This is a genomic window from Mesorhizobium carmichaelinearum (assembly GCF_900199455.1).
Classification (GTDB): Bacteria; Pseudomonadota; Alphaproteobacteria; order Rhizobiales; family Rhizobiaceae; genus Mesorhizobium; species Mesorhizobium carmichaelinearum.
On record NZ_FZQR01000001.1, the window covers coordinates 562,559 to 576,855 of the forward strand.

Genomic DNA, 14,297 nt, shown 5'->3' on the forward strand with positions numbered 1-14,297 from the left:
ACCAATTGCCGCTATTGCCATTCCAAGAGCGGGAGCCAGGCTTTGGTGGGAACGGGAAAAATCGGCGCGCGCCGCGCAATCACGCTGTCAGTCGTCGTGCCATGCTACAATGAGCGCGACGGCGTCGCCGAGCTTCACCGACGCGTCAGCGCCGTATGCCTCGAGCAAAGCCCTTCCTACGAGATCGTGCTTGTCATCGACGGGGCGACCGACGGCACCCGCGAGGCCATTTTCGAACTGGCCGAAAAGGACGACCATGTGGTCGCCATCGACCTTGCCCGCAATTACGGCCACCAGATCGCCTTGAGCGCGGGGCTGGAGTTCTGCCGCGGCGAGCGCATCCTCATTCTCGACGCCGACCTCCAGGATCCGCCCGAACTGCTTGGCGCGATGATGGCGAAGATGGATGAAGGCTTCGACGTCGTTTACGGCCAAAGGGTGAAGCGCGACGGCGAAAGCTGGTTCAAGCGGGCTTCCGCCTCGATCTTCTACCGCTTGCTCGGTCGGATGGTCGATGTCGAGATCGCGCCGGACTCCGGAGACTTCAGGCTGATGAGCCGCCGGGCGCTCGACCATCTGAACGCGATGCCCGAACGCTACAGGTTCATTCGCGGCATGGTGAGTTGGATAGGGTTGAAGCAGGTCGCCTTCCCTTACGAGCGGCACCGGCGCTTTGCCGGCACCACACACTATCCGCTGAAGAAGATGGTTCTGCTGGCGGTCGATGCGATGACCAGCTTTTCGATCGTGCCTTTGCGGTTTGCCTCGATGCTGGGCATGATGTTCGGTCTGCTCGGCCTGGTCGTGCTCGGCTACACGCTGCTCGAATGGTCCAGGGGTAACGTGGTGCCCGGCTGGACGAGCCTTGCCGCGATCATGCTGATCCTGGGCAGCGTCCAGCTTCTGGTGCTCGGCATCTTCGGCGAGTATCTCGGCCGCATGTACATGGAGACGAAGCGGCGGCCGCTCTATTTCGTCAGCGAAATCGTTTCATGCGACCAGCCCGCCAAGGACAGCGACCTGCCCGTCCATCGCCTGCAGGAGATGGCGAAAAGAGCCGCGCGTGGCTGAGGCAAAGGTCGAGCGGATGCAACAGGAATGGCGTGGGCAGAATGTGGTCGGCGCTTCCGTTTGATGTCTGGCGCATGCTGCGCTTCGGTGCCGTCGGGCTTCTCAACACAGCGCTTGGATATTCGCTGATCCTGGCCGGGCTTGCGCTCGGCCTCGGCGATATCGTTTCCAATGCGGCAGGCTATGCCGCGGGCCTCACCCTTGGCTTCTTCCTCAATCGCCAATGGACATTCGGAGGTGCCGGCGGCTTTCGCCCCGGTGCCGTCGCTCGATACGCGATCACCTTCGTCGTCGCCTATGGCGCCAATCTGGGCGTCGTGATCGCCGCCATGTCCGCCGGCTTCATAGAGAACCCGTTTGTCCATCTGGCGGGAAATTGTCTCTACTCGATCATCTTTTATCTCGGCTCGGCCCGGTTCGTCTTTGTCGGCGGCGCGGACGACCCTGACGCCCTGGCCGCAACGAACGCGAAATGGCCGGGAGCCGCGACATGAACGGGGCCACAGCAATCGTGACGGCGACGCCGTCACCTGGAGCCGCGACATGAACCAGGCCACAGCAATCGTGACGGCGACGCCTTCGCTCGGGGACGCGCAACGCATCAGGCTGATATTCTGCCTTCTCGGCGCCTGTGTCGTGGCCTTTGTGCTCACCGCCTTTGCCGGCGCGATCCTGCAGGATCCCGACAATTGGTGGCAGGTGAAGGTCGGACTGGACTTCCTGGAAAACCGGACGTTTCCGGCCGTCGACCCCTATTCCTATACGTTCGCCGGCCAACCCTGGATCGCCAAGGAATGGCTGGGGCAGGTCTTTCTGGCCCTTGCCTACAGCGCGGGCGGCTGGAATGGCGTCGTCACGCTGATCATCGCCACGGTCGGCCTGACCGTCTTCCTGATGGCATGGTTCCTCAGCGCGTGGCTGAAGCCGATACTGGCGATAGCGCTGGCCTTTGCAGCGGCCTTCCTGATTGCCTCGATCTATACGGCGCGCCCCCACGTCTTCACCTTGCCGATCATCGTCGTCTGGACGGCGATGCTGTTTCGTGCCGCGCAGGAGGAGAAGGCACCGCCTTTGTGGCTGCTGCTACTTGTCGTCTTGTGGGCCAACCTGCATGCCACGTTCACCCTGAGCTTCGTCATTGCCGCCTTTGCCGGGCTCGCTGTGCTGGCGCGCTCGGGCCTGTCGAAACCCGTCCTCCTGGCAAAATGGGTGGCTTTCGGCCTGCTCTGCCCACTGGTCAGCCTGCTGCATCCCTATGGCGTGAAAGCCATCCTGGCCACGTTCACGGTGGCCTATGGCAACGAGGCGGTGCCCCTTATCCTGGAGTGGCAAGCGTTCAATGCCCAGGAGCAGGTCTTCCAGGAAGCGGCGATGCTGTTGGCGCTGTTCGGGCTTCTGGTATCGAGGCCGCGGATCGGCTGGGCCAAAGCGTTGTTCATCGTTTTCGCCTTGCATGTCTATCTCGCCCATCTGCGATTTGTGTATCTGCCCTTCCTGTTGATCCCCTTGGTGATCGCGGTCGAGGTGGCACAGCAATACCCTTCGCTGTCGACGACGGCCTGGCTGGCGGAAAGGCGTGACGGGCTGGAAAAACTCTTCGCCAACCGGTTCTACGCGATCTGCGGCGCGATAGCTGTCTTGCTGGTCGGCTCGGTCTTGATCCTCGGCAGTGCCTATCAGGTGGCGCCGAGCCCGAAGACATCCGCCACTGGCGCCCTCGCATTCGCCAGGGATCACCAGCTCACAGGTAACGTGCTGAACTCCTACAATTTCGGTGGCACGCTGATTTTCCACGGCATCAAGACCTATATCGACGGCAGGACGGACCAGTTGTTCCTGGGCGGGTTCACGAAAGCCGACGACGCGACGGGGCACAGCGACGGAAAACCGCTGCTCGAGGCCCAGTTGAAGAAATACGCCATCGGCTGGGCATTGCTTACGGCCGACGACACCCGCATCCCCTTTTTCACGGAGTTGGGCTGGAAACGGGCCTATACCGACGACGATGCCGTGATCTACGTGCCCGGCGCCTGATTTTTCGGCGCCTGCGCCAAATCGGGTTCGCCAATCGAACCACCGGTTTTCCCGCCTTGACACTCATGTTGCAGTGCAGCAAAGTTGCGCAACAGAGGATAGGCTCGTGAGATCGACGAACCGGCATTTTTCACAGTATCAGGACGTCGCCGCATGAGCAGCACAGCAAGTTGCGCCGCACCAATACCGCCGACCGCACCAAACGGACCGGCCGAATGAACTACAGGCGCGACATCGATGGCCTGCGCGCTGTTGCGGTGCTGCCCGTGGTGCTCTTCCACTTCGGCGTGTCCGCCATTCCCGGCGGCTTCACCGGCGTCGACATCTTCTTCGTCATATCGGGCTATCTGATCAGCGGCAGCCTGCTCGACGATCTCGAGCGCGGCCAGTTCTCGATCGGCCGCTTCTACTGGCGCCGCGCGCGGCGCATCCTGCCGGCGCTGACCTTCGTCATCCTGCTTGCGAGCGTTGCGGCCTGGTTCATCCTGCTGCCGTCCGACCTCCACGAATACAGTCAGAGCGTGATCGCGGCCTCGACCTTCTGGTCGAACATCTATTTCTGGAAAACGACCAACTATTTTTCCATCGACGCGGAATTGCGGCCGCTGCTGCACACATGGTCGCTTTCGGTCGAAGAGCAGTATTACATCTTCGCGCCGATCCTGGTGTATCTGATCTACCGATACGCCGCGAAGCGCTGGCTGACGATATTGCTGCCGATTGCCATAGGCAGCTTTGCCCTGGCGGTCATGGCAACCACGCTGGCGCCGACCGCCGGCTTCTACCTGCTGCCGACGCGCATCTGGGAACTGGCGCTGGGCGCCATGCTGATGCTGAGAAAGCCGCCGGCGCTTGCCAGCCGTCCGCTGACGGAACTGATCGGCCTCGCCGGTTTTGGCCTGATCGCCTTCGGCTTTCTGACGATTTCGGAGAGCGACCCGTTTCCGGGCTACAATGCCCTGTTTCCCTGCATCGGAACGGCGCTGCTCATCTATGCGGGCCAGCCCCACGCCGACAGGCCGGTGCCGGTCGCCACGCAGGTGCTGCGGCTCACCCCGCTGGTATGGGTCGGGCTCATTTCCTATTCGCTCTACCTCGTTCACTGGCCGATCAATTCGTTCGTCCACTATCTCTCGCTGAAAGCCATCGGCGTGCCGACGATCGTGGCGATGACGGTGGCAAGCGTCGCCCTGGCGACATTCTCGTGGAAGTATGTCGAGCAACCCTTCCGTCAGAAGCGGGCGTTCACCGCCCCGCTGCCGATCTTCGCCTTCTCCGCGACAGCGATCGCCTTGCTGTGCGTCGGCGGCGTGGCCGGTGTGCTGGGCAAGGGTTTTCCACAACGGTTCCCGGACTTCTCGACAGAACGGGTCCTGGTGGGCGACTGGCGCAACGGCGTCTGTTTCAACGAGGGCGCGAATCGGATCGAGGACTGGAACCTCGCCGACTGCACCCGCACGCATGGCTTTGCCACCAATGTGTTGCTGTGGGGCGATTCCTTCGCCGCTCACTATGTGTCGGGACTGGAGGCCAATGCTGAGAAGATCCAGGCCAATGTCATCCAGTACACCTATGCCGGCTGCCCACCCAACCTGAGCTACTTCTCCTATGCCCGGCCGGCCTGCACGCGCTTCAACGAACGGGCGCTGTCGATCATCCGCGAGGCCAACATCCAGGCCGTGATCCTGAGCGGCCGCTGGACCGACTATCAGGCCAGGGGTTTTGACGGCCTGCAGAAGACGGTCGACCGGCTGCGCGACATGGGCGTGAAGGTCTATGTCATCGGTCAGTCTCCGGAATTCATCGCCGACGTCCAAAAAATCGCCTTCTTCGCAAAACGGGAGCATGTCGCGAACACATCCTGGCCGATGGCCATGGATCCGGACATCAACAAGCAGGTGCTTCCCTTTACCAAAGGGGCCACTTTCATCGACCCGCTGGCCTATCTGTGCGACGCGGCCGGCTGTTCCTATGCCGACGCCGGCACCAGGCAGTTTCTCTACTTCGACTACGGTCATTTCTCGTCCGCCGGCGCGACGCTCGCCATTTCGAAATACTGGCCAAGCTTTGCCGCCAGCAACAAAGTCGCGAAGGCAAAATAGGAATCGCGGACCAGCGCCGAGGGAACCGCTGAAGAGTGTGTTTCGAGAGCCGCTTTGCGATTGCCCGAAGGCCGACCCTCATGGTAACGAGGGCGCGCGCGGGTATGATGTAATGGTAGCCTGTCAGCTTCCCAAGCTGAACGCGCGGGTTCGATTCCCGCTACCCGCTCCAGACTCTCCGGAATTTCTCGTAATCAGGGTTTTGCCGGAATCTTGCGTATCAAATGTATCCGTCGCGGCGACTTCAGACCGATTCAATCAACTTGGTCAAAAACGTCGAGAACACGCGGACGCGTGGACTTTCTGAACTCGCGGGAGGTCGTATGAGCCAAATGTCGCCCCGACTGACTGCATAGTCGGCGAGCACCGTGCGAAGACGTCCATCCGCGATGGCACGCGCCGCGAGATAGTGGGGCAGTTGGGCAAGGCCGAGGCCGGCTATAGCGGCCAGCGCCACGGCTTCGATGTCGTTGAACACAGGCCCATTTGCTGGACGTCCGGGTGGCTTCCATCCTTTGAAGGCCCAATATTCCAGCCGGCCTGTCGTAGGGAACCGGAGACGCAGACAAGTATGGGCGGGTACGTCATCGGGCGTCTCGGGTGCCCCCCGTCGTTCCAGATAGGCGGGAGATCCGCAGGTGACGAACCGATGTGGCGCGAGCTTGCGCGCAATCAACCGAGAGTCTTCAAGGTCACCTGTGCGCAGGACTAGGTCAAAACCCCCTTCCACGATATCCACCATCCGATCGTCCAGACTGACGTCGAGAACGACCTTGGGATAGGCCGCGATGAATTGATCGAGCGCTGGAACGATAATGCGGCGTCCCATGGCTGCCGGTATACTCACCTTCAATAACCCGCGCGGGAAGGTGCGTGTCTCGGCGATCGCATTCTCGGCTTCCTGAACATCTTCGATGATGCGCATCGCGCGTTCAAACAGAAGATTGCCTTCGCCGGTCAACGCGATGGAGCGAGTCGTACGGTGGAGAAGCCTGACACCAAGCCGGGCCTCCAGGCGAGCAACGGCCTTACCGACCGCTGAAGCAGATACGCCAAGACGCCGCCCCGCCGCTGCGAAGCCGCCGGTCTCGACCGAAGCGACAAACGCCACCAAGCCGCTCATTGATTCGAGACTGCTAATTGCGGACATTTCGTCCGTATTATTCGGTCAAAGGCACCCATTCCGTCAACAAGAGACTTGCCCGATATTGCGTCCGGGAAGGATCAACCCTTCGGCCAGCCTGGTCGCGTCAAGGTTTACCTAGCAGGCAAACGGAATGGAGCAGGTTGTGCAAAATGCAAATTTGGTGAGCCGGGAAACGCCATCGTTCCGTGAAATTCAAACCGACGACCGGCCGACCTTTACCACAACCATCTTGTGAAGGTCGGCAGGACAAGCGCCGCTCAAGTGTTCAACATTTCCTAACTTAACGCCACTCGCTTACCCAGGAGAACAGACATGAAAGACAGCAAGCGCCTCATGGAGCGGTTCGTCGAGTTTATCAACACTGCGAGCGAAAAGCTCGCCGAGGAACTCATCTCTCCGAAAGCAATGTTCCACGTTCCCGGTCGTCCCGAGCCGGTGACTGGACCGGCCGGCTATCTCGAGATCATCGGAATGATGCGCGGCGGCTTTCCTGACATCCAGTGGACTCTCGAGGAGACGATCACCGAGGGAGGCAACGTTGCCGCGCGCTTCACCATGAGAGGCACACATCAAGGGAGCTTCTTCGGCGTTCCACCCACGGGAAAGAAAATCGCCGTCCAGGCGATGAATTTCTATCACTGGTCGAATGGACAGATCGTCGGCGAACGTGGGCAGCCGGACTTGTTGGGGCTACTGCAACAAATCGGCGCCGCACCCATGTGACGTGTGGTGCATGCCCCCTGCATCGAGATGGTAGCCGATGACTGAACCGGGCCGATGGTCGCGAGACAGCTCGGCATGAGCGAGGCCACGATGCGCTGGCGCCTCGCTTTTGAGGACGCCCTTCACCCGCTCCATTTGAACGCGCTACCCGCTCCAGCATGTGGCCGGAGATTTTGCTGCTGAATTTGGTCCGTCTGAAAACCTGACAGCGGAACCGGCACGGAATTGGTCAGGCACGCCTAAGCCTGGCCAATGCGCATCTGCTTCTTGAGGAGGAACCGGGCGAGGTTTTTGATATTTCGCGGCGCCACCTTCTTGGGGAGATGCGCCAGTAGGCCCTTGGATTTGGCGTCGCTCTGGAACCGCTCGGCCCACTCTTCGGTGCAGCTGTCGCGCTGTAACCGCAAATTCGTCTCGAACCCGCCATTCGGCATTTCAACCGACAACTGCCGGGCCACCGATGCAATGTAAGGACGAGGGTCGTCCAACAGATCTTCATAAAACAAATGGTCGTAAGGCAGGTCGGCCATGTGCAGATAGGCTTCCCAGAAGGCATAGCTCTGCCCGATCAGGAAATAGGCCTGGCAGATACCGGCGAAGTCGTATTGCGGAACCAGATCCGCGCCGTCCATCGTGCTTCTCCAACGACCTGACGCCTTTGCCCGGCAATAGGAGATCGCCTGGCGAAGGCGGTCCCGCCGTTCCAGCAGGATCAAACCCATGGCATGGCGTCGGACGCATTCAGCGAGGAAGTCGGCTCCATATTTGGCCTGCGACCAGTGAAGGTGCCGCGGAAACAGCTTTACAGCGAATCTGCCATTTTCGGTCCCGCCGCGATCGATCACAGCGGACAGGAGCTCGTCGAAGGATTTCGGCCTGCATCCCAGCGTGTCCGTATCGAGCCATTCGGCCGACTGACCCAATATTCCGGTGCTGTTTGCCAGACTGCCTAGCCATTCGGAGCCGCTGCGGGCTTCGGTCAGTATCGCCACACCTTTCATGCGTGCCGATCGCCCCTGGTCTGTAAACGTGTCGCCGACGTTACGGGATATGATTCTGCTCCTTGATAGGCCCTCGGCATGGTCTGCCTGACAGCATTCGATTAGTAAAGTCTAATATGATTCTGCCAATTCGATCCTAGGCTAAGTGGGGGCCCATTCCGTCACGGTTGGGTGATCGGTGCCAGCCCCGGCACCGATTGCAAGACGCAAGCCTTGGACCCTGAAAATCGACGCGTTGACGACACCGGCCACGCTGCGGTGGCCGGCCTTTCGTCAACGGTTCGTCACCAGACGCCGAGCCAAACCCGCTCGCGCCAGCAACGGACATGGCGGCGCCCATGGCGCCAGTACCGACGGCAAACCCGTCTCCAGCCGTGGCGCCGTCTTCCTCCGTGATGGCGGCGATGCCAGCGATCCCAGTGACGATGGGAGACCTGCTCCACCTCGACCCCGTCATCCCCTTCGAAGACAGCCGGATCCGGCTTGTCCAGTTCATCGAGAATTCCATTGCCCTGGGGAATACCGGCAACCGCGCGGCCGGGTCCGACTGCGGCCGCCAACGCCACTGCCCCCGCAACGCCCAGCATTCCAGTGAGAAATAACCGACGTTCCATCAAAACCTCCCGAGTTGTTGACATCGGCACCTCGTTCCCTCGCCCAAAACGGGCTCCAGCGAGAATGCCGATTGGGCCTGAACGCACGAGTGCACTTGTTGTTCCATCACCCCACTTCGCGCAGGATGAAATCGTGCAGCATCTTGGCGGCCGGCGACAGTGCGCGATTCCTGACCGTGATCAGGCTGTAGGGCCTGACCTCGATGTCGAATTCGGTCTGCACGACGTCGATGGCGCCGGCGAGCCCATCGGGGTTCTGGATGAATTTCGCCACCTGCACCGAAACCGGCGCGATGGCGTCGGACTGTGCGACCATGACCAGCGTCAGCAGCAGCGAACTGGTGTTGAGGATCCGGTCCGGCAGCGCGATGTTGCGGTTGAGGAAATTGCTCTCCATCGCCTGGCGCAAAGGCGAGCCACCCGACTGGAAGACCCAGTCATAGGCGGCGGTGTCTTCCAGCCGCACCACGCTGCCCCTGGTGAGCGGGTGGCCACGGCGTACGATCAGGCAGGCTTTCTCGACGCCGATGACACGCGATTCGAACAGCCGCGGATTGAGATCGTCGGGGATGCGCGCGATGATGAAATCGTGGCGCGTGGCGATCAGTTCGCGCGCCAGCACATTGGAGGTCTCGACCTGCATGGTGATCTCGATGCGCGGATAGATGCGGCGGATTTCGCGGATCGCCGGCACCGCCAGCTCGATCGCAGGTGCCGTCACGGCACCGAGAAACACGGAACCGCCCTTGCCCGCCTTGAGCTCGGAAATTTCGCGGTCGACCTCGCGCATCTCCAGCAGGATCGAGCGCGCACGCCTGGCCAGCGCCTTGCCGTAGGGCGTCAGCGTGATGCCGCGTGGCAGCCTCTCGCACAGCTTGACCTCGAGCACCGCCTCCATCTCGGCGATCATGCGCGATGCCGCCGGCTGTGAAATGTTCATGACCTGCGCCGCCGCGCTCACCCGGCCATGGTCGTCGAGCGCGACGATCATACGCATGTGACGCAGGCTGAGACCACTGCGCAGCAGGGTTTCGCCATCACCCGGAGTTTCATTGTAACCATTTGAAATTGAAGACGGATTCCGTAACGCCGCCATTGTCTTCCCAGCCTCCACATGCGACCCCCTGGCATTTGCCAGCAATCTGTCATGCCTCATAACATATACCGCTCTCGGTATAGCAACCATCAAAGATCGCATTTGACAGTTATGGCAAAAGGGTCGCAACGTCAGCGCGTTCCGAGACGCAACGGTCGCCGACGATAAAAATCGTATCGATTGAAATCAGCGGCTCGGGGCCATGGGAGGATACCGGAGATCGATATGACGGCAGTGGTGCCTTGGCGCTTCTGCACGATTGCGCGGCCCGCGACCCCCGGGGTGCCGTGTCCATCAACCAGGGAGAGTTACGTGAAAATCATCAAGACACTGGCCGCAGTCGCGGCGCTTGGCATCGCTGCCATGACCTATTCGGCGCACGCAGCCGACAAGGGTCTTGTCGGCGTGCTGATGCCGACCAAGGAATCGCAGCGCTGGATCAATGACGGCGACGCCGTCAAGTCCCAGCTCGAGGCTCTCGGCTACACGGTCGACCTGCAGTACGCGCAGAACGACATCCCCAACCAGCTCAGCCAGCTGGAAAACGAAATCACCAAAGGCCCGAAGGCGCTGATCATCGCCTCGATCGACGGCACCACCCTGTCGGATGCGCTGCAGAAGGCCGCTGACGCGGGCGTCGTCGTCGTCGCCTATGACCGCCTGATCAAGAAGACCAAGAATGTCGACTACTACACCACCTTCGACAATTTCGGCGTCGGCGTGATCCAGGCGAATTCGCTGGTCAAGGGCCTTAAGGAGCGTTTCCCGAACACCAAGCCGTGGAATGTCGAACTGTTCGGCGGCTCGCCCGACGACAACAACGCCTTCTTCTTCTACAATGGTGCGATTTCCGTGCTGCAGCCGTTGATCGACAACGGCTCGATCAAGATCAAGTCCGGCCAGACCGGCATGGACAAGGTCGGCACGCTGCGCTGGCTGGCGGCCACCGCCCAGGCACGCATGGACAACCTCCTGTCGGCCAACTACTCGGACGGCAGCCGCGTCGATGGCGTTCTGTCGCCCTATGATGGCCTGTCGCGCGGCATCACCGCCTCGCTGCGCGCCGTGGGCTACGGCACGGCCGCTCAGCCCTGGCCGATCGTGACCGGCCAGGACGCCGAGACCGCTTCGGTCAAGCTGATCATCTCGGGCGAGCAGTACTCGACCGTGTTCAAGGACACCCGCGAACTGGCCAAGGCGACGGTCGGTCTGGTCGACAAGGTGCTCTCGGGCGGCAAGGCGGAAGGCCTCGACGAAAAGACCTACAACAACGACGTCAAGGTCGTTCCCTCGATCCTGCTGACGCCGCATGATGTCGACAAGTCGAACTACCAGAAGCTGGTCGTCGACTCCGGCTACATCAAGGCCGAAGACCTGAAGTAATCTCGGTTATAAAATCAGGGGTCCTGCGCAACGCAGGACCCCTTTTCGTTCACAAGCGACCCCGGTATTGTTTCTGCCGGCCTAGAGCAATTCCAGGAAAAGTGCGTAGCGGTTTTCCCGGGAAAAAGCGTAGCGCTTTCCCCTGGGAATTGCGTAAAAACAAGAAAGTCTAGGAGCTTGCCCTGATGACCTCGACGATTTTGGAGATGCGCGACATCACCAAGACGTTCCCCGGCGTGAAGGCGCTGTCGAACGTCAACCTCAGCGTCGAGGAAGGCGAGATCCACGCCGTGGTCGGCGAGAACGGCGCCGGCAAATCGACGCTGATGAAGGTTCTGTCAGGCGTCTATGCGTCCGGCACCTATGACGGCGCGATTGTCTACCGTGGTGAGGAATGTCATTTCAAAGGCATTCACGACAGCGAACACAAGGGCATCGTCATCATCCACCAGGAACTTGCGCTGGTGCCGATGCTGTCGATCACGGAGAACATTTTCCTTGGCAACGAACACGCCAAATTCGGGGTCATCGATTGGAATGCCAATGAGACGCGCACCAGCGCCTTGCTGAAGAAGGTGGGCCTCAAGGAGGACCCCAAGACGCTGATCACCAATATCGGCGTCGGCAAACAGCAATTGGTCGAGATCGCCAAGGCGCTCAGCAAGGAAGTCAAGCTGCTGATCCTCGACGAGCCGACGGCATCACTCAGCGAAAAGGACAGCCAGACGCTGCTCGACCTGCTGCTTGAATTCAAGCAGCAAGGCATCACCTCGATCCTGATCTCGCACAAGTTGAACGAGATAAATCGGGTCGCCGACAAGGTCACCATCATCCGCGATGGACGGACCATCGAGACGCTGGCCAGGAAAGACATTTCCGAAGACCGCATCATCACATCGATGGTCGGCCGCTCGCTCGACGACCGTTATCCGCCACGCGAGCCGAAGATTGGCGAGGTCGTGCTGCAGGTGAAGAACTGGTCGGTCTATCATCCGATCCATGCCGAGCGGCAGGTGATCAAGGGCATCGACATCAACGTCCGCAAGGGCGAAGTGGTGGGTATTGCCGGGCTGATGGGCGCTGGGCGCACCGAATTCGCGATGAGCCTGTTCGGCCGTTCCTATGGCCGCCGCATCACCGGCGAAGTGCTGCTCAAGGGCAAGCCGATCGACGTCTCCTCAGTTAGCAGGGCCGTGGACCATGGCATTGCCTACGTCACCGAGGACCGCAAGACCTACGGTCTCAACCTCATCGACCATATCAAGCACAACATAACGCTCGCCAATCTCGGCGGCGTGTCGCGTCACAGCGTGATCGACGATTTGCGCGAGCTTGCCGTTGCCAACGACTATCGCAAGAAGACCAATATCCGCGCTTCGAGCGTCTATCAGATGACCGGCAATCTTTCCGGCGGCAACCAGCAGAAGGTGGTCCTGTCGAAATGGCTGTTCGCCAATCCGGAAGTGCTGATCCTCGACGAGCCGACGCGCGGCATCGACGTCGGCGCCAAGTATGAAATCTACACCATCATCGCGCGTCTCGCCTCCGAGGGTAAGGCAATCATCGTCATCTCGTCGGAAATGCCCGAACTGCTCGGCATCACAGACCGCATCTACGTCATGAACGAAGGGCGCATTGTCGGCGAAATGGCGGCAGGCGACGCAAGCCAGGAAAAGATCATGCGCGCCATCGTTCGGGGAGAAGGAAAAGCATCATGAGCACCGAAATCTCTCCTGCGCCGAAAAGCGGCGTTGCCGAAGAAGTCCAGCAGGGGCCGCGCGTTGCCGTCTCGGCGCTGGTCACCAATCTGCGCGAATACGGCCTGATCCTGGCGCTGATCGCCATCATGGTGTTCTTCCAGTTCACCACCTCCGGAACGCTGTTCAAGCCGGTGAACCTGAGCAATCTGGTGCAGCAGAACTCGTTCATCATCGTGATGGCGCTGGGCATGCTGCTGGTCATCGTCTCCGGCCATATCGACCTCAGCGTCGGCTCCGTCGCCGGCTTCATCGGCGCGCTGGCGGCGATGATGATGGTCATCTGGCCGCTCGGCCCCTTGAGCAATCCGCTGGTGGTGTCAATCGTTTGCCTGGTCATCGGTGGCGCAATCGGCGCGGGGCAAGGCTACTGGGTCGCCTACCATCGAATACCGAGCTTCATCGTCACGCTGGCTGGGATGCTGATCTTCCGCGGCATCTGCCAAGCGCTGCTCGGAGGCGGGTCTTCCGTGGGTCCGCTTCCGGACGGCTTCAAGGCGCTCAGTTCCGGCTTCATCCCGGATGTGATCGGCCCCTTGACGCTGGTCCCGCCGACGGTGAATGCCGCCGGCAAGACCATCGTCGGCAGCGGCCTGACGCTGCACATGACGACGATCGTGCTCGGCCTCGTCGCCGTGCTCGCCTATGCCTATTTCGGGCTCAGGGCACGACGCACGCGCGAGCAGCATGGCTATCAGGCCGAGCCTTTCACGCTGTTCGTCATCAAGACCCTGGTGACCAGCGCGCTGGCGCTGTTCCTGGTCTACCAGTTCGCCAGCTACAAGGGCCTGCCGATCGTACTCATGGTGATGGGTGCGCTGATCGCGCTGTTCGTCTTCGTCACCAAACGCATGACGATTGGCCGCCGCATCTATGCGATGGGCGGCAATGCCAAGGCGGCGCAGCTGTCGGGCATCAAGACCGAACGGCTGACCCTGATGGTGTTCGTCAACATGGGCGTGCTTTCAGCGCTTGGCGGCCTGATCATTGCAGCGCGGCTCGGACAGGCCGTACCGGCGGCGGGCCTCGGCAGCGAGCTCGACGTCATCGCCGCCGTGTTCATCGGCGGCGCATCGGCCATGGGCGGCGTCGGCCAGGTGATCGGCGCAGTGGTCGGCGGCTTCATCATGGGCGTCATGAACAACGGCATGTCGATCATGGGCGTCAATGTCGACTGGCAGCAGGTCGTGAAGGGCCTGGTGCTGCTCGGCGCCGTGGTCTTCGACGTCTACAACAAGAACAAGGGCTGACAGGAGCAATTCCAGGAAAAGTGCATCGCGGTTTTCCCGCAGGAATTGCGTAGAAACAAAATACTGGGAGCGGGTCGAACCGCTCCGGCGAGGCAACAAGGAAGGCATACGGGTCACAT

12 protein-coding genes and 1 tRNA gene are annotated in these 14,297 nt (G+C 60.9%); 10 read left to right on the plus strand and 3 right to left on the minus strand.

Annotation, left to right across the window (positions count from 1 at the left end; translation table 11 throughout):
- Positions 1 to 45: 45 nt before the first annotated feature.
- The 5 genes from CKW40_RS02335 to CKW40_RS02355 all read left to right on the plus strand — a co-directional run bounded on the left by CKW40_RS02335 (position 46) and on the right by CKW40_RS02355 (position 5,379).
- A complete protein-coding gene (locus CKW40_RS02335; RefSeq protein ID WP_179297798.1) occupies positions 46 to 1,071 on the plus strand; it encodes a glycosyltransferase family 2 protein in 1,026 nt (341 codons plus the stop codon).
- 41 nt (positions 1,072 to 1,112) lie between these two features.
- Positions 1,113 to 1,565: a GtrA family protein gene (locus CKW40_RS02340; RefSeq protein WP_095198303.1), complete on the plus strand. Its 453-nt coding sequence runs from the start codon at positions 1,113 to 1,115 to the stop codon at positions 1,563 to 1,565.
- Between the two features lie 49 nt (positions 1,566 to 1,614).
- Positions 1,615 to 3,105: a hypothetical protein gene (locus tag CKW40_RS02345; protein WP_095198304.1), complete on the plus strand. Its 1,491-nt coding sequence runs from the start codon at positions 1,615 to 1,617 to the stop codon at positions 3,103 to 3,105.
- 215 nt (positions 3,106 to 3,320) lie between these two features.
- Positions 3,321 to 5,207 (plus strand): acyltransferase family protein, encoded by a 1,887-nt coding sequence (locus CKW40_RS02350; protein WP_095198511.1) that lies wholly within the window; start codon positions 3,321 to 3,323, stop codon positions 5,205 to 5,207.
- A 98-nt stretch (positions 5,208 to 5,305) separates the two neighbouring features.
- Positions 5,306 to 5,379, plus strand: a tRNA-Gly gene (locus CKW40_RS02355).
- Positions 5,380 to 5,451: 72 nt separating this feature from the next.
- Here the strand turns inward: CKW40_RS02355 and CKW40_RS02360 are convergent.
- Complete coding sequence (locus tag CKW40_RS02360; RefSeq protein WP_244571061.1) at positions 5,452 to 6,330, minus strand: LysR family transcriptional regulator; 879 nt, start codon at positions 6,328 to 6,330, stop codon at positions 5,452 to 5,454.
- A 336-nt stretch (positions 6,331 to 6,666) separates the two neighbouring features.
- On the opposite strand from CKW40_RS02360, the gene CKW40_RS02365 reads away from it, so the two are divergent.
- Entirely contained in the window at positions 6,667 to 7,077 is a 411-nt protein-coding gene (locus tag CKW40_RS02365) for an ester cyclase (RefSeq protein ID WP_095198306.1), read from the plus strand.
- A 239-nt stretch (positions 7,078 to 7,316) separates the two neighbouring features.
- On the opposite strand, the gene CKW40_RS02370 is transcribed toward CKW40_RS02365, so the two are convergent.
- Positions 7,317 to 7,922: a Stf0 family sulfotransferase gene (locus CKW40_RS02370; RefSeq protein WP_244571062.1), complete on the minus strand. Its 606-nt coding sequence runs from the start codon at positions 7,920 to 7,922 to the stop codon at positions 7,317 to 7,319.
- Positions 7,923 to 8,416: 494 nt separating this feature from the next.
- On the opposite strand from CKW40_RS02370, the gene CKW40_RS43640 reads away from it, so the two are divergent.
- Entirely contained in the window at positions 8,417 to 8,680 is a 264-nt protein-coding gene (locus tag CKW40_RS43640) for a hypothetical protein (RefSeq protein ID WP_179297800.1), read from the plus strand.
- A gap of 118 nt (positions 8,681 to 8,798) precedes the next feature.
- On the opposite strand, the gene CKW40_RS02380 is transcribed toward CKW40_RS43640, so the two are convergent.
- The gene (locus CKW40_RS02380; protein ID WP_095198308.1) at positions 8,799 to 9,788 is read right to left on the minus strand and encodes a LysR family transcriptional regulator; all 990 of its coding nucleotides are present in this window, start codon (positions 9,786 to 9,788) and stop codon (positions 8,799 to 8,801) included.
- A 312-nt stretch (positions 9,789 to 10,100) separates the two neighbouring features.
- On the opposite strand from CKW40_RS02380, the gene chvE reads away from it, so the two are divergent.
- The 3 genes from chvE to mmsB all read left to right on the plus strand — a co-directional run bounded on the left by chvE (position 10,101) and on the right by mmsB (position 14,178).
- Complete coding sequence (gene chvE, locus CKW40_RS02385; protein ID WP_095198309.1) at positions 10,101 to 11,171, plus strand: multiple monosaccharide ABC transporter substrate-binding protein; 1,071 nt, start codon at positions 10,101 to 10,103, stop codon at positions 11,169 to 11,171.
- A 185-nt stretch (positions 11,172 to 11,356) separates the two neighbouring features.
- Entirely contained in the window at positions 11,357 to 12,889 is a 1,533-nt protein-coding gene (gene mmsA, locus CKW40_RS02390; RefSeq protein WP_095198310.1) for a multiple monosaccharide ABC transporter ATP-binding protein, read from the plus strand.
- Positions 12,886 to 14,178: a multiple monosaccharide ABC transporter permease gene (mmsB, locus tag CKW40_RS02395; protein ID WP_095198311.1), complete on the plus strand. Its 1,293-nt coding sequence runs from the start codon at positions 12,886 to 12,888 to the stop codon at positions 14,176 to 14,178. The genes mmsA and mmsB overlap by 4 nt, the downstream gene beginning before the upstream one ends.
- Positions 14,179 to 14,297: the final 119 nt, after the last annotated feature.